Below are 18485 nucleotides of genomic sequence, written 5' to 3'. Positions count from 1 at the left end.
TCGCAGCTAATTATCTCAATGGAGTCGATATGAATTGGCTATATCTGCTGCTCGTCCTCGCCTTGATGGCCTATCTGATGCGCGCACTCACGCGCACTCACGAGTGAGGAACTAGAACATGTGGCAAGAAATAATCTATCCGGTGGCCTTCGTGCTGCTGGTGCTGCTGCCGGCGCCTCTGCTTGGCAACTACCTGTATCGGGTATTTGAGGGCAAGAGTCGCTGGCTGGCTCCCGTCGAGCGCGCCACCCTGGCCTGCTGCGGCACGGACGGGCGCGAGCAGGACTGGAAGTCCTACGCCCTCAGCCTGCTGGCCTTCAACGGCGCCGGCTTCGGCCTGCTGTTCCTGATCCTGCTGGCGCAGGGGCTGCTGCCCCTCAACCCGCAACAGCTGCCCGGGCTGAACTGGCAACTCGCCTTCAACACCGCGGTCAGCTTCATGACCAACACCAACTGGCAGGCCTACTCCGGCGAGGCCAGCCTCTCCTACTTCAGCCAGATGGTGGGGCTCACCACCCAGAACTTCGTCTCGGCCGCCACCGGCGCCGCCGTCGCCATCGCCCTGTTCCGCGGCATCGCCCGCCAGCAGACCACCCACCTCGGCAACTTCTGGCAGGATCTGGTGCGTTTCTGCCTCTATGTGCTGCTGCCCATCGCGCTGATCATGGCGCTGGTGCTGGTATGGCAAGGGGTGCCGCAAAGCCTGTCAGCCTATCTGCCGTTCCACGGTGTGGAAGGTCAGGAGCAGCTGCTGCCCCTCGGCCCGGCGGCCTCGCAGATCGCCATCAAGCAACTGGGCTCCAACGGCGGCGGCTTCTTCGGTATCAACTCGGCACATCCGTTCGAGAACCCGACAGCCCTCTCCAACTGGCTGGAGATGGTCGCCCTGCTCACCATCGCCGCTGCAATGGTCTTTACTCTGGGCCGCTATGTGAAAGACATGGCCCACAGCCGCGCCATTCTCGGCGCCATGACCCTCATGCTGGTGCTAGGGCTCTTCGTCTCACTCTCTCAGGAGCTGAAACCGGATCCCACCCTCGCCCAGCTCACCACTGACGCCAGCAACATGGCTGGCAACTGGGAAGGCAAGGAGAGCCGCTTCGGCCCTGTGCTCTCCAGCATCTGGGAAGTGGCGACTACTGCCGCCTCCAACGGTGCCGTCAACGCCATGCACGACAGCTTTACTCCGCTCGGTGGCATGGTGGGCATGATCAACATGCTGCTGGGTGAGGTCATCTTCGGCGGCGTCGGCTCCGGCATCTACGGCATGATGCTGTTTGTGCTGCTCACCGTCTTCCTGTGCGGCCTGATGGTGGGACGCACCCCGACCTATCTGGGCAAGCGCCTCGGCATCACCGAAATGAAGTGGGTCGTCGCCAGCATGCTGGTAATGCCGGTGGGTGTTTTGGTGATCGGGGGTGTCACCCTGCTGATGCCGGATGCCAGCACCATCATCGGCCATGATGGCCCGCACGGTCTGTCGCGCCTCATCTATGCCTACGCCTCGGCTGCCGGCAACAACGGCTCCGCCTTTGCCGGTTTTGCCGCCGGTGACAACTGGCAGTGCATCGCCATCGGTCTGGCCATGCTGCTCGGTCGCTTCGGCTACATCATTCCGGTACTGGCCATCGCCGGTCAGCTGGCCCGTGCGCCCCGTCAGGAGACGAGCGAAGGGGACTTCCCCATCAGCGGCCCGCTGTTCGTTACCCTGCTGATCATCACCGTCCTGCTGATAGGTGGCCTCTCCTTCCTGCCGGTGCTGGCACTGGGCCCGGTGGCCGAACATCTGAGCCTGATCGGAGGAGCATTCTGATGAACCTGACCCTGTCGATCACCATCCGGATGCCAATGGCCAACTATCTGATGCTGGGAGCTTTCCAATGAGCAAGTCCACTGCAATGAGCACCGACACCATGTTGGTGAAGGGCAAAAAACAGAAATCACAGATCATCCAGGCAATGGTTGAGGCCCTCTATCGCTTCAATCCCAAGGCGCTGTTTGGCAGCCCCATCCTGTTCACCCTCTGGCTGGCCGCAGTCATGGCGACCGTGGAGTCCCTGCTGGGGCAGCCTTTCTCCGGCGTCGCCCCCTCGCTGGCCTGGCAGCTGACCGCCTGGCTCTGGCTGACCCTCTGGTTTGCCAACTTCGCGGAAACCCTGGCCGAGGGGCGCGGCAAGGCTCGCGCCGACAGCCTGAAGGCGGGCATGAGCCAGCTCAAGGCCCGTCGGGTGGCGAATGCCAAAGATGGTCAGGGCGAGTGGGTACCCGCCACCAGCCTGATGAAGGGGGACCTGGTGCTGGTACGCAGCGGAGAGATGATCCCGGCCGACGGCGAGGTGATCGCCGGTATCGCCTCAGTCAACGAGGCCGCCATCACTGGCGAATCCGCCCCCGTCATCCGCGAGTCGGGCACCGACCGCAGCGGCGTGACCGGCAACACGACGGTCGTCTCCGACGAGATCTGGGTGCGCGTCAGCAACAATCCGGGCGAGAGCACGCTGGATCGGATGATCGCACTGGTGGAAGGGGCCAAGCGCCAGAAGACTCCCAACGAGATGGCGCTCGACGCCCTGCTGGTGGGCCTGACCCTGATCTTCCTGCTGGTGGTCGCTACCCTGCCCTTGTTCCTCGACTACAACGGCACCCAAGTACCGCGCCTCTACCTGATCGCCCTCTTCATCACCCTGATCCCGACCACCATCGGCGGCCTGCTCTCCGCCATCGGCATTGCCGGTATGGATCGACTGGTGAAGCTGAACGTCATCGCCAAGTCTGGCCGTGCCGTGGAAGCGGCTGGTGATGTACGCACCCTGCTGCTGGACAAGACCGGCACCATCACCTTCGGTAACCGGATGGCGGATGAGCTGATCCCGGCCCCCGGCGTCGACCCAGCCCTGCTGGCACAAGCGGCCATGCTGGCCTCGCTGGGTGACAATACCCCGGAGGGCAAATCCATTCTGACTCTGGCCAGCAAGAGCATGGCCAAGCCGAGTCAGCTGGAGAGCGACAAGGTGATCCCCTTCAGCGCCGAAACCCGGCTGAGCGGACTGGATCGCAACGGTCATCAATATCGCAAGGGGGCGGTGGATGCCGTGCTGAACTACCTCAGCCTCGACCGCAAGGCGGTGCCTGAGCTGGTGCTCAAGTCAGTCGACAGCATCGCCCGTCAGGGTGGTACTCCGCTGCTGGTCTGCACTCAGGAGAAACTGCTGGGGGTGGTCTACCTCAAGGACATCATCAAGCCCGGTATCAAGGCTCGCTTCCAGATCCTGCGCCACATGGGGATCCGCACCGTGATGATCACCGGCGACAACCCGAAAACCGCCGCCGCCATCGCCGCCGAAGCCGGGGTGGATGACTTCATCGCCGAAGCGACGCCGGAGAAGAAGCTCGCCTATATCCGGCAGGAGCAGGCCGATGGTCGTCTGGTCGCCATGTGCGGTGACGGCGCCAACGATGCGCCCGCACTGGCGCAGGCTGACGTGGGTCTGGCCATGAACGAGGGCACCCAGGCCGCCAAGGAGGCGGGCAATCTGGTGGATCTCGACTCCAACCCCACCAAGCTGCTGGATGTGGTGCTGGTCGGCAAACAGTTGCTGGTGACCCGTGGCGCCCTGACCACCTTCTCCATCGCCAACGACGTGGCCAAGTACTTCGCCATCCTGCCAGCCCTGTTCATCGCCGCCTACCCGCAACTGGGCGCGTTGAACCTGATGCAGCTGGGCAGCCCGCAGAGCGCCATCCTGTCGGCCATCATCTTCAACGCCCTGATCATTGTGGCGCTGGTACCGCTGGCACTGCGTGGTGTCGACCTGAAAGGCTCGGCCGCCAGCCTGCTGCGCCGCAACCTGCTGATCTACGGTGTCGGTGGCCTGCTGGTGCCGTTTATCGGCATCAAGCTGATCGATCTGGTCATTACCGGCCTGGGTCTGGTGTAACGACATAACCGGGATGCGGGGCAGACCCGCATCCCCGGCCATCCATTTGGAGCAAGAGAATCATGATAGCAATCAGAACCCTGTTGACCCTGACCCTGCTGCTGGGAGTGGGTTATCCACTGGCCGTCACCGGGCTGGCCCAACTGCTGTTCCCCTGGCAGGCCAACGGCAGCCAGCTGACCGACAGCAAGCAACAACTTATCGGTAGCGCCCTGCTAGGGCAGAAATTCGAGCGGGCTGACTACTTCCATCCCCGTCCCTCCGCCAGCGATTTCAACACCATTGGCGGCAGCGCCAGCAATCTGGGGATGAGCTCACCGCTGCGGGCAGAGTTTGCCGAACAGGCCGCCAAGGCACAGCCTGGAACCCGCTCCCCCGCCATGCTGACCCGCTCCGCCTCCGGCCTCGATCCCCACCTGCCGCTGGATGCGGTGCTGGCTCAGGTGGACCGCGTCGCCAAAGAACGTGGACTGGATCCCGCCCAACTGACGGAGCAGGTCAAGTCGGCCACACAAGCTGGTATCCTTGGCCCGCAGGTGGTCAACATTCTCCAGCTGAATCTGCAACTGGATCATCAAAAGGGCGCCTGATGGTGCCCATTCCGGTTTGGTGATGACCTCGATTTTCGAAACGGGCGGTTGGCTCGATAGGGATAACAATGGCTGATGTAGCAAGCGCTGATGCCCTGCTGACGAGTCTGATGCAGGAGCATGGGGATGCGTGATGAGGTAAGGGCCGACGCCCTGCTGGCGAGCCTGGAACAGGAGCACAAGGGCAAGCTGAAGGTGTTTCTCGGGGCCGCCCCAGGCGTGGGCAAGACATACGCCATGCTGCAGGCGGTGCGGGAGCAGGCCAAAGAGGGGGTCGACATCCTGATCGGCGTGGTGGAGACCCACGGCCGTCAGGAGACCCTGGCCCTGCTCGACAAGCTCGCCATCATGCCGCGCAAGATCCACATGCACCGCCAGCAGCGACTGGAGGAGATGGATCTCGACGGCCTGCTCGCCCGTAAACCGGCCATCGCCGTGGTGGACGAGCTGGCCCACAGCAACGCCCCCGGCAGCCGCCACGAGAAGCGCTGGCAGGATGTGGAGGAGCTGCTCAACGCCGGGATCGACGTCTACACCACCCTCAACGTGCAGCATCTGGAGAGTCTCAACGATCTGGTGTGGCAGCTGACCGGGGTCAGGGTGAAAGAGACTCTGCCCGATCAGGTGCTGCTGGAAGCCGACAGTCTGGTGCTGATCGACCTGCCCCCCAAGGAGCTGCTCGGCCGCCTCAAGGAGGGCAAGGTCTATGTGCCCCATCAGGCCAAGGCGGCACTGCAATCCTTCTTCTCCCTCAACAACCTCACCGCATTGCGGGAGCTGGCGATGCAGACCGCCGCCAGCCATGTGGAGGGCGATCTGCAACTGCAGTGGCAGGCAGCAGGCAAGAGCACCTTGCCGCTGCGGGGCAAGCTAATGGTTTGCCTCGGTGACCTGCACGGCTCGGCGCTGGTGCGCTACGGCCACCGCTTTGCCCAGCGCCGTCAGCTCCCGTGGCTGGTGGTGCATGTCGACAGCAATGGCCGCCGCTCGGCCGATGTGGAGCAGGCGCTGGCGCTCGCCTCCCACCTCGGTGCCAAGGTGCTGACCCTCTCCAGTCCGGCGGTCGCCAACACCCTGCTGGAGACCGCCGAACAGCAGCAGGTCTCCCAGCTGCTGCTCGGCAAACCTCACAAGGCGCCGTGGCGTCGCTCGCTGGTGCAACACCTGCTCAAGCAGGCGCAGGGGCTCGAAATCACGCTGGTCGATACCGAGAAGCAAAAGCCCGAAGTGGGGATGCGCGTCCCGACCCCGAAGGATATACACCACAGCATGCTGGCAGTGGTGATCATGGGGATCACCTCGGCCGCCGCCTGGGGGCTCTCCTACTGGCTGCCGCCAGCAGCGTTGCCGCTCATTTTCGTGCTGGGGGTGCTGGCGACTGCCCTCACCACCAGTCTGGTGCCCGCCACACTGGCGGCGGTGCTGGGCTTTATCGCCCACAATCTGCTGTTCACCGCCCCCTACTTCTCCCTGAGCGTCGCCAACCACAGCGACCTGCTCACCCTGTTTGTGCTGCTTATCGTCGGCATGACGGCGGGACGGCTTGCCTCCCGCCAGCGGCAACAGCTGATCGGTCTGCGCGAGACCCAGCAGCTGGGCAATGCCCTGCTCTCCCTCAGTCAGGGGCTGGCCACCGCCAGCAGCCCGGAGGAGGTGCTCAGACAAGGTGCCCAGGCCATTTCACTGGCGCTAAGCCAGCCGACCGTGGTGATCGACAAGGAGTTCAACGATCGGCTCGGCAACGAGAAGCACAGGCCCGGCCAGACCGACAAGGCGGCCATCGACTGGTGTCTGGCCCAAAAGCAGAGCGCCGGAGCCCACACCGCCACCCTCAATGCCGCCGAGGCCCAGTATCACCACCTCAGCGATGATCTGGTGATCGGCATAACGCTTGCCAATCCGCTCTCCTCCTCTGCCGAGCACCAGCTGCAGGCGCTGCTCACCGATATACGCGCCGCACTGGCGCGGATCGACCTCAACGAGCGGCTGGCCGACAGCCAGTTGCAGGCAGAGACAGACCGGATGCGCGCGGCCCTGCTCTCCTCGGTCTCCCACGATTTGAAGACCCCCTTGGCGACCATCATGGGTGCCGGCAGCACCCTGCTGGAATATGGTGACCGGATCCCCGCCGAAGACCGCGACGAACTGCTCCACTCAGTGCAAGAGGAGGCGCGCCGCCTGCACAGCTATGTGCAGAACCTGCTGGATATGACCCGCATCGGCTCCCCCGACTTCCAGCTGAAACGGGACTGGGTCGATCTTGCGGATCTGGTGGAGAGCGCCCGCAAGCGGCTCGACTCCTCCTGGCGCCAGCACAAGCTGCTGGTCCATTTCGATCAGCATGTGCCCCAGCTCTATGTCCATGGCGCCCTGATCGAGCAGGTGCTGGTCAACATCCTCGACAACGCCTCCCGCTACTCGCCGGCAGGCACCCCCATCGAGTTCAAGGTGATGGTGGCCGAGCCCGACCTCATCATCGACATCATCGATATCGGGGTCGGTATCGCCGAGTCGGATCGGGAGAAAATCTTCAACCTCTTCTACACCCAGCCGGTGGGTGATTGCGGTAGCCGTGGCACCGGGCTTGGCCTCGCCATTTCCCGCGCTATGATAGAGGCCCACGGCGGCAAGATTTGGGCCTTCTCCGGCCCCAATGGCAACGGCACCTGCATGCGCATCTCCCTGCCGCTCGCCCTCAATTCACCGGAGGTCTGATGGTTGACCGCCAGATCGGGTCACTCAGCCCCTCCCACCATTCGCCTCTGGAGGTTCGATGGCGCACATTCTGGTCATAGATGATGAAGCGGCGATCCGTCGCTTTCTGCGGATCAGCCTGATTGCCGAGGGGCATCAGGTGAGTGAGGCGGTGGGGGTCAATGAAGGGCTGGAGCAGTATCGCCACCTCAACCCCGATCTGGTGATCCTCGATCTCGGTCTGCCTGACGGCGATGGCATTCAGGTGTTGCAGGCCATTCGCGAACACCACCCCAATCCGGTGCTGGTGTTGTCGGCCCGCGATTCGGAGCAGGAGAAGGTGCGGCTGCTGGATGCCGGCGCCAACGACTACATGAGCAAGCCGTTCGGCATCGGCGAGATGATGGCTCGCATTCGCGTGCTCTTGCGCCAACGAGCTGGCGTCAGCAGCGGCGAGCGGCGCCACTTCCCCCAATGCGGCCTGACGCTGGATATCAGCAGCCACAAGGTGACCATGAAGGAGGAGGAGATCCCCCTCTCCCGCAAGGAGTTCGCCCTGTTGCAGGCGCTGGTGTGCCACCCCGGCAAGCTGGTGATGCAGACCCAGCTGCTCAATGACATCTGGGGGCCGAGCCACAAGGAGGACACCCACTACCTGCGCATCGTTATCGCCAGCCTGCGCAAAAAGCTGGGGGATAACCCCCAGCAACCAACGCTTATCGAGACCGAATCCGGTATTGGCTACCGCTTTATCGGCAACTGACGTTTCACGTGGAACGACGCCCGCAGCAAATCAGCGCCAACAGACCACAGCCACTCAGCAACAGGCCGAGATCCTGCAATCCGGCCGCCACCGCCAACCCCAGACTGAGCAGCAGGTAGTAGCCAAGCCCGAACAGGGCGCCAGCGCTGCCCGCTACTTCGCGATAGGCCAGCAGCGCCTGACTCAGCACATTGGGGATAGCCAGCCCGAAGGCCACCACCACACCCATCATGGGCAACAGGAACCAGAGGCTGGCCTGAGTCGCCCATACCAGCAGCCCGGCAACCAGCGCCAGAGCGCAAGCCAATCTGACCAGAGATGACGGCAGCCACCCCCTCCCCAGCAGATGCTTGTTGAGCAAGCTGCCGAGCAGAGTCGCCAGCGCCAGCAAGATCCCCGAATAGCCAAACTCGCCGGTGCTCAATCCCAATCCGGCAAACAGGAATGGGGCCAGACTGTAGTAGCCAAACAGCATAGTGTTGAACAGGGCGACCAGCATGGTACTGCGCCAGAGCCCGCCATCCTTCATCATCCGGCACGCCAGCGGCCAGAGTGCGACTTGCCGGGTGGTGGCCGGGCGGGTTTCCGGCAGCTGCCAGCAGGCAACCAGCAGCAAGCCTACCGCCAGGACCAGCAGACCGCTGAACACCCCGAGATAGCCGAACCTGCTCACCAGCTGGCCGCCACTGAGCAACCCCAGCACCGGACTGAGTGAGAGCGCAATGCCCATCACCGAGAAGACCCGCGCCAGATCGCTGCCCTGATAGCTGTCGCGCAGCATGGTCTGGGTCACCACAGATCCCGCCGCGGCGCCAAAAGCCGAGATGACCCGGGCCAGCAGCAGGGTTTCAAACTGGTTGGCCAGCAGCGCCAGCAAGGTGCCGACACCATAGGTGAACAGACCCGCCAGCATGGTGGGACGCCGCCCAATCAGATCGCAGAGCCGTCCCCAGCAGACCACGCCCACCGCAAACGCCAGAAAATAGACCGACATGGTCTGGGATGCCTGCCCCTCGCTCACCCGAAACTGGGTGGCGATGTGGGTCAGTACCGGGCTGTAGATGGTCTCCACAATTTGGGGAAACATCATCAACCCCACCACCAGCCAGAGCGGTGGCAACTTGTTGTTCATGACAAACCTCCTTCACAAGAGGTCGCCATTCTAGAGAGATGCCGATTGTCTGATTACAATAAGCAGGACTATAAACATCAAAAATCGGACATATGGCCTTTATTCTTCCCGATCACCCTTTTGACCCCGACCAGCTGACCGGCAGCGTGATCGGCATTGCCTCCGCCCTCGGCTGGCACGACTCTGGCCTGCATCAACATCAACGCCATCAGCTGCTGTTCGCTCAATCCGGCTGCATGACCATGGAGCTGGAAGGTCGGGTCTGCCTGCTGCCACCCACCCGCGCGGCCTGGCTGCCAGCAGGCACAGCCCACAGGATCTTGATGCGTGGCGTGGTGGCCTACCGCTCTCTCTACTTCCAGCCGCACCCCGAGTTGCCCGGCACGGTGGAGGTGCTGGCGGTCAATCCGCTGCTGCACGAACTGATCGAACGGATGGCGCTCTGGCCGTGGGACAAACCGCAAGAGCAGCAGCAACGGACGGTGGCACTGTTTATGGAGGAGTTGGAGCAGGCACCGCGGGAGTCGTGGCAGTTGCCGCTGCCAACCGATCCCAGACTGGGCGGCTGGCTACAGCAGTTGAAACGGGGGGATGCCCTGCCCGATCGGCTCAACCGGCTGGCCGAACGGGTGGGTGCCAGTGACAAGACCATTGGCCGCATCTTTATGCGGGAGACCGGCATGAGCTATCAGGCGTGGCGCCAGCAGTGGCGGCTGTTGCGCGCCATGGAGCTGCTGGCAGAAAGCGAGTCCATCAGCCGGATTGCCGCTGCGCTGGAGTTCTCCAGCGACAGCGCCTTTATCAGCTTCTTCAAACAACATACGGGACAGACCCCCCTGCGCTACCTCAGCTCTCGGGGTGAGTCGCCACAGCCTGACTCGCCTCCACCACCAGGGTATCCAGCGCCAGCGGCTTGAGATTGTGCAGCGCATCCTGCACCACGGCATGGGATGCCTGTTGCAACTCGCTCTGCACATCCTGCTCCAGCTGGGCACTCTCCAGCTCGGGCCGCGGGTTTTCGTTGGCCATCACGTTCAGGCTCAGGGCACTCACAATCAGGGTGGCGATCAGGCTTTTCATCTGGTTTGCTCCGGTATGGTTGAGATGACCAGATAGCTATTCCAATAGTTGTGCCAATCCTCACGCAATTCATAACATGATGATTTTATTTAAATTAACTATATATCGATACCAAATTGAGTCGCAAAATGCATCCCGCTCGGTCATTTTTAAACCAACAGTTGGTGCTTTTAACCACGCTTGATTTTTGCACCATGTTCCACGTGGAACGTCCCATCTTTTTGATCGACACCCGCTTTTAAACTGAGCTATGGTGCTACATCCCCGTAACTCAATTCTGGATCTGTCACTGAATGGAATTTTCCTTGTTCGGCGAGAAATTCACTCGCCACGCCGGTATTACCCAACTCATGGATGACCTCAATCAGGGGCTGACCAATCCGGACGCCATCATGCTGGGTGGCGGCAATCCGGCCCCCATCCCCGCTATGCTGGAACGCTTTCAGGCCGAGGCCAAGAGCCTGCTCGACAACGGCGAGCTGGTCAAAGCGATGGCCAACTACGATGGTCCGCAAGGCAAAGACAGGTTCACCAGGGCGCTGGCCGGACTGCTCAGCAAGGAGCTGGGCTGGGATATCTCGGCCCGCAATATCGCTCTGACCAACGGCAGCCAGAATGCCTTCTTCTACCTGTTCAACCTGCTGGCCGGTGAATTTGCCGATGGCCGCAAGAAGAAGGTGCTGTTCCCGCTCGCCCCCGAATACATCGGCTATGCCGACTCGGCGCTGGCCGACGACTACTTCGTGGCCTACAAGCCCACCATTGAGAAGCTGCCCGACGGCCAGTTCAAGTACCATGTGGACTTCGAGAGCCTGCAGGTGGGTGACGATATCGGGGTGATCTGCGTCTCCCGCCCGACCAATCCCACCGGCAACGTGCTGACCGACGAAGAGATCGAACACCTCGATCAGATCGCCCGCGACAAGGGGATTCCGCTGCTGATCGACAACGCCTACGGCGTGCCCTTCCCGGGCATCATCTTCAGCGAGGCCAAGCCGTTCTGGAACGCCAATACCATCCTCTGCATGAGCCTCTCCAAGCTCGGCCTGCCGGGCACCCGCTGCGGCATCGTCATCGCCGACGAGAAGATCATTCAGGCCATCACCAACCTGAGCGGCATCATCAATCTGGCACCGGGCAGTCTGGGCCCCGCCATCACCATCCCGATGATCGAGAGCGGCGAGATCATCGCCCTCAGCGAACAGGTGGTGAAGCCCTTCTATCAGCAGAAGGCGGAGCTGGCGGTGCAGCTGCTGCGCGAAGCGATCCCCGACCCGCGCTTCCATATCCACAAGCCTGAAGGGGCTCTCTTCCTCTGGCTCTGGTTTGAAGGCTTGCCGATCCACTGTCAGGAGCTGTACGAGCGGCTGAAGGCGAAGAACCTGCTGATCGTGCCGGGTCACTACTTCTTCCCCGGCATCGATGACCCCGAGTGGCGCCACAGCCAGGAGTGCATCCGCCTCAACTACTCCCAGAGCGAGGAGCTGGTGCGCCGCGGCATCGCCATTCTGGCCGACGAGATAAACGCCCTCTACGCTGGTTAATCCAATCCAGCGATACAAAAACAGAAAGGCCTGCAGATGCAGGCCTTTGTTGTTTATCGCGATCCGGTTTGCTTAGCCGGGCAGCGCCAGCTGCTCGGGTTTGCCGATGGGGATGGCTCGGGGCTTGAGCGCCTCCGGCAGTTCGCGCGCCAGATCGATGGTCAGCAGACCATGCTCCAGCTTGGCACCCTGCACCTCCACGTGCTGGCTCAGCTTGAAGGCGAGCTCGAAGTCGCGCTCGGCAATCCCCTGATGGAGGAACTGACGCTCACCGGCCGCAGCCCCTTTGCGCCCCTTCACCTTGAGGGTGCCGTTTTCGGTCTCCAGCTCCAGCTCTTCGCGCTCGAAGCCAGCCACGGCGACCGTAATGCGATAGCCATCCTGATCGCGCTTTTCAATGTTGTACGGGGGGTAAGCGGCGGTCTTCTGCTCGAACAGACCTTCCAGCTCACGGGCCATCCGCTCGAAGCCGACGGCATTGGAATAGAGATGAGAAAAATCGAGGTTACGCATAATCCTATCCTTCTAATAAGCAACAGGTTCAACTCTCCACAGGCCCGTTATCGGCACCCGGGAAATTTTAAAATTTCAGTGAATTCAGGCTATCAGCCGTTGATCTCGATCTTGCGCGGCTTCATCGCCTCGGGCACTTCACGCACCAGCTCGATGTGCAGCAAGCCGTTTTTCAGGTCGGCCCCTTTCACCCGCACATAGTCGGCCAGCTGGAAGCGGCGCTCAAAACCACGCTCGGCGATCCCCTGATAGAGATAGTTGCGCCCGGTATCGGCCTGCTTGTTGCCCTTCACCGTCAACAAATTTTCCTGGAAGCTCAGCTCCAGCTCTTCCTGGGTAAAGCCCGCTACTGCCATGCTGATGCGGTAGTCGTTGTCACCCAACTGCTCGATGTTGTAGGGGGGATAACCGGCATTGCCATTGCTGGCCGCAGATTCGATGAGATTGGCCAGACGATCGAAACCGATGGCAGAACGATAGAGCGGAGAAAAGTCGATAGAACGCATAGTATTACCCTCTTATGAGCGATAACGGATTGTTTGCCCTCCTTATGGACGGGCGCCTGGTCGAAACCTCTGTCGAGCGTTCCGGCCTTGTTACCTATATAGGGGCTCACTTTTTCCTTTCAAGGGGATTTTTTCAAATTTTTTAAATGGCCGCACCGGCCTGTAGAACATCAACCTGTTGGCCCGATAGTGATGATAATCGACCCGTGGGCCACTGATGGAAATGCGCTCCTCACCCCATAATTGGTTGCATATCCACCAGCCAACATGGAGCCATCTCATGAAGATTACCCAGGTTCGCAACGCCACCTTGCTGCTCGACTATGCCGGCACCCGCTTTCTGATCGACCCCATGCTCTCGGCCAAGGGAGACTTCCCCGGCTTTGAGGGCACCGCCAACAGCCATCTGCGCAATCCGCTGGTCGATCTGCCGCTACCGATCGATGAGCTGGTCGATGTGGATGCCGTTATCGTCACCCACGACCATCCCGACCACTGGGATGACGCAGCCAGAGCCCTGCTCCCCAAGCATCTGCCGCTCTTGGTGCAACATCAGAAAGATGCCGATGCCATTCGTGCCAGTGGCTTTGAGGATGTGCGGCTGCTGAGCGACCAGCCCGAGTTTGCCGGCATTCGCCTGCAGCAGACCGGTGGCCAGCACGGCAGCGATCAACTGATGGCGGTACTGAGCGAGCGAATGGGAGAGGTATGCGGCGTGGTCTTCTCCCACCCCGATGAACAGAGCCTCTATCTGGCCGGTGATACCATCTGGCATCCCCGGGTCGAGCAAGCCCTGCAACAGCATCAGCCCGAGGTCATCATCCTCAACTGTGGCGATGCACAGGTGCTTGGACTCGGTTCCATCATCATGGGCAAGGAGGATGTCACCGCCGTTTATCAGGCCGCACCGCAAGCCACGCTGATCGCCAGCCATATGGAGGCGGTCAATCACGCCGTGCTGTCACGCCAGGAGCTGCGCGACTATCTGGCGGAACGGGGCATGACGGATCGGGTACGGGTGCCAGAAGATGGCGAGGCGATATCACTGTGACCCGCAGGAGGGCCATGCCGAACAGCGCGCATGGCCCTTCGGCTTTCACTGCCAAACGCTTATGATGAGAGGTCTGCGCGTAGAGAGGAGCCAACACCATGACCACCCCGATCGTTGCCGTGGTGACCTTCGATCACTTCAGCCTTTTTCACTGCGCCGTCCCCTGCCTCATCTTCGGAGACATCCTGCCGGGCCAGCCGCTGTTCGAGCTCAAGATCTGCTGCGGCGATGGCAACCGCCACGCACACTCGGCACAAGGCTTCACCATTCAGGCCTCCTATGGGCTGGAGGTGCTGGCCGAGGCGGAGATCATCGTCATCCCCTTCTGGCACGACCCGGCAGCACGGCCACCCGCAGCGCTGCTCGATGCCCTGATTGCCGCCAGAGCCAGAGGTGCCAGGCTGGTCGGGCTCTGTCTTGGCACCTATGTGCTCGCCTACGCCGGACTACTTAATGGTCGCAAAGCATCGACCCACTGGGAGTACGAACAGGATTTCTGTCGCCGCTTTCCTTGCGTGCAGCTCGATACCAACGCCCTCTATGTGGATGACGAGGGGCTGGTCACCTCGGCAGGTACCGCCGCCGGACTGGACTGCTGCCTCTATCTGGTACGCCAGTACCACGGCTCGGCCATCGCCAACAAGGTGGCGCGGCGGCTGGTGATCCCGCCTCACCGGGAAGGGGGCCAAGCCCAGTTTATCGAACAGCCGGTGCCCGCCTCCACCCGCGATGTCAGGATGAACCAGTTGCTCGATCACCTGCGTGCCCATCTGGCCGAACCCCACACCCTGGATTCTCTGGCGGCCCACACCCTGATGAGCCGCCGCACCTTTACCCGCCGTTTTCATCAGGCTACCGGCCTCTCGGTGGGTGAATGGCTGCTGGCGGAGCGGCTCAGGCGCAGTCAGGAGCTGCTGGAGGTAAGCGGCCATTCAATCGATCGCATTGCCGAGCTGGTTGGCTTCAAGAGTGCCACCTCTTTGCGCAACCACTTCCGCGGCCGCTTTGCCATCTCCCCCAGCGAGTGGCGACGATCTTTTCGTGGCCAAAACCCCTGATACCAAAGCACGATGTTTCACGTGGAACGTGCAACTTCTTTCGCCCAAAAACAAAAAGCCGCTCACAGGGAGCGGCTTTTTTTATATCGAGCTGACAGCGTCGATTAGACGTCGAGGTTGGCTACGCGCAGGGCATTGGTCTCGATAAAGTCACGACGGGGCTCAACGGCATCACCCATCAGGGTGGAGAAGAGCTGGTCAGCACCGACGGCGTCGTCGATGGTGACGCGCAGCATGCGACGAGCTTCCGGATCCATGGTGGTTTCCCACAGCTGGTCAGGGTTCATCTCACCCAGCCCTTTATAGCGCTGGATGTAGATGCCGCGTTTGCCTTCACCCATCAGCCACTCGACGGCTTCGACGAAGTTGGCAACCGGTTTGACCTTCTCGCCACGCTTGATGAAACCACCTTCCTCGATCAGGTTGGCGATCTCCTTGCCCAGCGAGACCAGTTGACGGTACTCACCGGACTGCAGGAAGTCGTAGCTGAGCGGATATTCGCGGTCGACACCGTGCTGACGTACCACGGCGTGCGGCACGTACAGGCTGCGCTCTTCATCACGACGAACCTGGATCTGGTACTGGATACCGTGGTTGCTCTCGTTGAGCACGGCTTCCATACCCTGACACCAAGCCAGCAGATCGCTCTCGCTGTTCAGCAGCGCTTCGTTCAACTCCGGCTGATAGATCAGCTGGGTCAGCACGGCTTCCGGCGCACGACGAGACATGCGGGTGATCAGGTGAGTCACCGAGCGGTGCTGGTTGACCAGACGCTCCAGCGCCTCGCCACCGATGGCCGGAGCAGACTCGTTGACGTGCAGGGTAGCACCGTCCAGCGCCATGGCGGTCTGGTACTGCAGCAGCGCGTCTTCGTCTTTCAGGTACTGCTCCTGCTTGCCCTTCTTCACTTTGTAGAGCGGCGGCTGGGCGATGTAGACGTAGCCACGTTCGATGATTTCCGGCATCTGACGATAGAAGAAGGTCAGCAGCAGGGTTCGGATGTGCGCACCATCGACGTCCGCATCGGTCATGATGATGATGTTGTGATAACGCAGCTTGTCCGGATTGTACTCGTCGCGACCGATACCGCAGCCCAGTGCGGTGATCAGGGTGCCCACCTCTTGCGAGGAGATCATCTTGTCGAAACGGGCCTTCTCTACGTTCAGGATCTTGCCCTTGAGCGGCAGGATGGCCTGGTTCTTCCGGTTGCGACCCTGCTTGGCGGAACCGCCAGCAGAGTCCCCTTCCACTATGTAGAGTTCGGAGAGAGCCGGGTCTTTTTCCTGACAGTCAGCCAGCTTGCCGGGCAGACCGGCGATATCCAGCGCGCCTTTACGGCGGGTCAGTTCGCGGGCTTTGCGGGCCGCTTCACGGGCACGGGCCGCATCGATGATCTTGTTGACCACGATCTTGGCATCGCTCGGGTTTTCCAGCAGGAAGTCCGCCAGCTTCTCACCCATCGCCTGTTCAACGGCGGTCTTCACTTCGGAAGAGACCAGCTTGTCCTTGGTCTGGGAGGAGAACTTGGGATCCGGCACCTTGACGGAGATAACGGCAATCAGACCTTCACGCACGTCGTCGCCACTGGCGGCAGACTTGGCCTTCTTGCTGTAGTCCTCTTTGTCCATATAGGAGTTCAGAGTACGGGTCAGCGCGGTACGGAAGCCAACGAGGTGAGTACCACCATCCCGCTGCGGGATGTTGTTGGTGAAGCAGTAAACCCCTTCCTGATAGGCGTCGTTCCACTGCATCGCCACTTCAACACCAATCCCATCCTGCTCGGTGGTGAAATGGAACACCTTCGGGTGGATCGGGGTCTTGTTCTGGTTCAGGTATTCAACGAACGCCTTGATGCCACCCTCGTAGCAGAAATGCGCCTCACGGCCGTCACGCTCATCCATCAGACGGATGGAAACACCGGAGTTGAGGAAGGAGAGCTCGCGCAGGCGCTTGGCCAGAATCTCGTAGTGGAACAGGGTGTCGCTGAAGATGGTCGGGCTCGGCCAGAAGCGAACTTCAGTACCGGTGCCGGTGCTATCGCCAATCTGCTTGAGCGGCGCTTGCGGCTCACCCAGATGATAGGTCTGCTCGTAGACGTGGCCGTTACGACGAATGGTCAGCAGCAGCTTGTCAGAGAGGGCGTTAACAACGGAGACGCCGACGCCGTGCAGACCACCGGAAACCTTGTAGGAGTTGTCATCAAACTTACCGCCTGCGTGCAGCACGGTCATGATGACTTCGGCAGCGGAGCGGCCCTCTTCCGGGTGAATATCGACCGGAATACCACGGCCGTTATCGCGCACGGAGACGGAGCCATCGGAATGGATCTTGACCTGAATATCGGAGCAGTAGCCAGCGAGCGCCTCGTCAATGGAGTTATCAACGACCTCGAACACCATGTGGTGCAGACCCGAGCCATCATCCGTATCGCCGATATACATCCCCGGGCGCTTGCGGACCGCATCCAGGCCCTTCAGCACCTTGATATTCGAGGAGTCGTAAGTATTTTCACTCATAGCTTACTCTCTGCCTTCTCTAACGTTTCGGAGATTTTACCCTGTTCCACGTGGAACAACTTACAGTCATTCGCATCCATCATGTCTGCGAGCTGACCGGTGTCGATGGCGGTGATAAACACCTGGGACGCACACTGCTTCAGCCTTGCGGCCAGCAAGCGGCGCTTGTCGACATCCAGTTCAGAGGCAAAATCGTCAATTAAAAAAATACAGCCACGGCTGCTATGTTGATTCAAATAGAGCCCTTGGGCCAGTCGCATGGCGCAGACCAGCAACTTCAGCTGACCCCGGGACAAAATATCCTGAGCGGGTACCCCGTTCGCCTTGAGGCGCACATCGGCTTTCTGTGGACCGACACCGGTATAGCCCAGCGCCCGATCCCGCTCAAACCCCGCCTCCAGCAAATCGCCGAGGGGAGTATCTTTCTCCCAGCCCCGGTAAAAGCCGAGACTGATATCGAATTCCGGCAGAAAATCCGCCGTCATCTCCTTGATCAGGGGCGTAATGGCCTGACAATAACTGGCGCGAAACTCGGCCAGCTCACCACCCAGCCGCACCAGCTCCTGATCCCAGAACGCCAGCTGGCGGTACTGGGTGCTCTGGCGCAGTAGCGCATTGCGCTGTTTCAGCAGCCGCCGCACTCGTCCCCAGAGGGCAAAGAAGGTCGGCTCCTGATGGAAAACACCCCAATCGAGCCAGGCGCGGCGAGCCTGAGGCCCGCCCGTCAGCAGGTTGAAGCCATCGGGATGGATCAACTGCACCGGCAACAGCTCCGCCAAATCGGCCAGCCGCTGGGCCTGTGCCCCGGCAATCTTGAGCTGGGTCTCGCCACTCTTGTCTTTGGCAAGACCGATCGGTACCTGACGCCCCTCCAGCTCGCACTGGGCAAACAGGGTAAATGCCCTCTCCCCCTGGCGGATGACCCGCCCGGTCAAATGAGTGCGAAAGGAGCGCCCCAGACCAAGGTAGTGAATGGCTTCCAGCACGCTGGTCTTGCCGCTGCCATTGCACCCGACCAGAATGTTGAGGCCGGGCGACAGCTTGAGACTGGCTTGCTGGATATTGCGAAAGTCGCTGAGCTGGAGTTTGACCAGGGACAC

15 protein-coding genes are annotated in these 18485 nt (G+C 61.2%); 9 read left to right on the top strand and 6 right to left on the bottom strand.

The genetic code is table 11. The features are described 5' to 3' along the window. Positions 1-118: 118 nt before the first annotated feature. The 5 genes from kdpA (at position 119) to ACW5XC_RS16030 (ending at position 7985) form a co-directional block, all read left to right on the top strand. The gene (gene kdpA / locus ACW5XC_RS16050; RefSeq protein WP_042054365.1) at positions 119-1813 is read left to right on the top strand and encodes a potassium-transporting ATPase subunit KdpA; all 1695 of its coding nucleotides are present in this window, start codon (positions 119-121) and stop codon (positions 1811-1813) included. A 67-nt stretch (positions 1814-1880) separates the two neighbouring features. Further along, positions 1881-3938, top strand: coding sequence for a potassium-transporting ATPase subunit KdpB (gene kdpB, locus ACW5XC_RS16045; protein WP_052451215.1), 2058 nt, complete (start codon positions 1881-1883; stop codon positions 3936-3938). 62 nt (positions 3939-4000) lie between these two features. Further along, on the top strand, positions 4001-4528 hold the full coding sequence (locus tag ACW5XC_RS16040) for a potassium-transporting ATPase subunit C (protein ID WP_042054362.1): 528 nt from the start codon (positions 4001-4003) through the stop codon (positions 4526-4528). 126 nt (positions 4529-4654) lie between these two features. Continuing rightward, positions 4655-7243, top strand: a complete 2589-nt coding sequence (locus ACW5XC_RS16035; protein ID WP_042054360.1) for a sensor histidine kinase — start codon at positions 4655-4657, stop codon at positions 7241-7243. Between the two features lie 58 nt (positions 7244-7301). After that, positions 7302-7985 (top strand): response regulator, encoded by a 684-nt coding sequence (locus tag ACW5XC_RS16030; protein WP_005355774.1) that lies wholly within the window; start codon positions 7302-7304, stop codon positions 7983-7985. Between the two features lie 4 nt (positions 7986-7989). Here the strand turns inward: ACW5XC_RS16030 and ACW5XC_RS16025 are convergent, their stop codons facing one another. Further along, positions 7990-9117 (bottom strand): multidrug effflux MFS transporter, encoded by a 1128-nt coding sequence (locus tag ACW5XC_RS16025; protein WP_042054359.1) that lies wholly within the window; start codon positions 9115-9117, stop codon positions 7990-7992. A 92-nt stretch (positions 9118-9209) separates the two neighbouring features. Here ACW5XC_RS16025 and ACW5XC_RS16020 point away from each other — a divergent pair, with 92 nt between their 5' ends. Continuing rightward, on the top strand, positions 9210-10034 hold the full coding sequence (locus ACW5XC_RS16020; protein ID WP_042054358.1) for an AraC family transcriptional regulator: 825 nt from the start codon (positions 9210-9212) through the stop codon (positions 10032-10034). Here ACW5XC_RS16020 and ACW5XC_RS16015 read toward each other — a convergent pair. Then, complete coding sequence (locus ACW5XC_RS16015) at positions 9964-10197, bottom strand: hypothetical protein (protein ID WP_005342304.1); 234 nt, start codon at positions 10195-10197, stop codon at positions 9964-9966. The two genes, ACW5XC_RS16020 and ACW5XC_RS16015, sit on opposite strands and share 71 nt — an antisense overlap. Positions 10198-10490: 293 nt before the next feature. Between ACW5XC_RS16015 and ACW5XC_RS16010 the strand changes: the two genes are divergently transcribed. Continuing rightward, positions 10491-11741, top strand: a complete 1251-nt coding sequence (locus ACW5XC_RS16010; protein ID WP_042054357.1) for a valine--pyruvate transaminase — start codon at positions 10491-10493, stop codon at positions 11739-11741. Between the two features lie 72 nt (positions 11742-11813). Here ACW5XC_RS16010 and ACW5XC_RS16005 read toward each other — a convergent pair whose 3' ends face one another. Together ACW5XC_RS16005 and ACW5XC_RS16000 are read right to left on the bottom strand one after the other, a co-directional pair. Beyond that, on the bottom strand, positions 11814-12254 hold the full coding sequence (locus ACW5XC_RS16005) for an Hsp20 family protein (RefSeq protein ID WP_005339297.1): 441 nt from the start codon (positions 12252-12254) through the stop codon (positions 11814-11816). 92 nt (positions 12255-12346) lie between these two features. Further along, positions 12347-12760 carry an Hsp20 family protein gene (locus tag ACW5XC_RS16000; RefSeq protein ID WP_005339298.1) on the bottom strand — a complete coding sequence of 138 codons (414 nt, stop codon included), beginning with the start codon at positions 12758-12760 and terminating at the stop codon, positions 12347-12349. Between the two features lie 280 nt (positions 12761-13040). Here ACW5XC_RS16000 and ACW5XC_RS15995 point away from each other — a divergent pair, with 280 nt between their 5' ends. Both ACW5XC_RS15995 and ACW5XC_RS15990 read left to right on the top strand, forming a co-directional pair. Continuing rightward, entirely contained in the window at positions 13041-13811 is a 771-nt protein-coding gene (locus tag ACW5XC_RS15995) for an MBL fold metallo-hydrolase (RefSeq protein ID WP_042054356.1), read from the top strand. A 98-nt stretch (positions 13812-13909) separates the two neighbouring features. Beyond that, a complete protein-coding gene (locus tag ACW5XC_RS15990) occupies positions 13910-14869 on the top strand; it encodes a helix-turn-helix domain-containing protein (RefSeq protein WP_042054354.1) in 960 nt (319 codons plus the stop codon). Between the two features lie 104 nt (positions 14870-14973). On the opposite strand, the gene gyrB is transcribed toward ACW5XC_RS15990, so the two are convergent. After that, positions 14974-17385 (bottom strand): DNA topoisomerase (ATP-hydrolyzing) subunit B, encoded by a 2412-nt coding sequence (gene gyrB, locus ACW5XC_RS15985; RefSeq protein ID WP_042054352.1) that lies wholly within the window; start codon positions 17383-17385, stop codon positions 14974-14976. Continuing rightward, on the bottom strand, positions 17382-18485 hold the full coding sequence (recF, locus tag ACW5XC_RS15980; protein WP_005339305.1) for a DNA replication/repair protein RecF: 1104 nt from the start codon (positions 18483-18485) through the stop codon (positions 17382-17384). The genes gyrB and recF overlap by 4 nt, the downstream gene beginning before the upstream one ends.

Source organism: Aeromonas sp. 25-AL00135, assembly GCF_054052385.1.
Note: the sequence above shows the minus strand (reverse complement) of the source record. Positions and strands in the feature narration are given on the sequence as shown.

What these genes read in the sequence shown, in the direction of transcription:
- ACW5XC_RS15990 (WP_042054354.1), top strand. Translation starts at nt 13,910, where the DNA reads ATGACCACCCCGATCGTTGCCGTGGTGACCTTCGATCACTTCAGCCTT.
- ACW5XC_RS16005 (WP_005339297.1), bottom strand. Translation starts at nt 12,254, where the DNA reads ATGCGTAACCTCGATTTTTCTCATCTCTATTCCAATGCCGTCGGCTTC.
- ACW5XC_RS16025 (WP_042054359.1), bottom strand. Translation starts at nt 9,117, where the DNA reads ATGAACAACAAGTTGCCACCGCTCTGGCTGGTGGTGGGGTTGATGATG.
- ACW5XC_RS16000 (WP_005339298.1), bottom strand. Translation starts at nt 12,760, where the DNA reads ATGCGTTCTATCGACTTTTCTCCGCTCTATCGTTCTGCCATCGGTTTC.
- ACW5XC_RS16030 (WP_005355774.1), top strand. Translation starts at nt 7,302, where the DNA reads ATGGCGCACATTCTGGTCATAGATGATGAAGCGGCGATCCGTCGCTTT.
- ACW5XC_RS16015 (WP_005342304.1), bottom strand. Translation starts at nt 10,197, where the DNA reads ATGAAAAGCCTGATCGCCACCCTGATTGTGAGTGCCCTGAGCCTGAAC.
- ACW5XC_RS16020 (WP_042054358.1), top strand. Translation starts at nt 9,210, where the DNA reads ATGGCCTTTATTCTTCCCGATCACCCTTTTGACCCCGACCAGCTGACC.
- kdpA (WP_042054365.1), top strand. Translation starts at nt 119, where the DNA reads ATGTGGCAAGAAATAATCTATCCGGTGGCCTTCGTGCTGCTGGTGCTG.
- kdpB (WP_052451215.1), top strand. Translation starts at nt 1,881, where the DNA reads ATGAGCAAGTCCACTGCAATGAGCACCGACACCATGTTGGTGAAGGGC.
- gyrB (WP_042054352.1), bottom strand. Translation starts at nt 17,385, where the DNA reads ATGAGTGAAAATACTTACGACTCCTCGAATATCAAGGTGCTGAAGGGC.
- ACW5XC_RS16035 (WP_042054360.1), top strand. Translation starts at nt 4,655, where the DNA reads ATGCGTGATGAGGTAAGGGCCGACGCCCTGCTGGCGAGCCTGGAACAG.
- ACW5XC_RS15995 (WP_042054356.1), top strand. Translation starts at nt 13,041, where the DNA reads ATGAAGATTACCCAGGTTCGCAACGCCACCTTGCTGCTCGACTATGCC.
- ACW5XC_RS16040 (WP_042054362.1), top strand. Translation starts at nt 4,001, where the DNA reads ATGATAGCAATCAGAACCCTGTTGACCCTGACCCTGCTGCTGGGAGTG.
- ACW5XC_RS16010 (WP_042054357.1), top strand. Translation starts at nt 10,491, where the DNA reads ATGGAATTTTCCTTGTTCGGCGAGAAATTCACTCGCCACGCCGGTATT.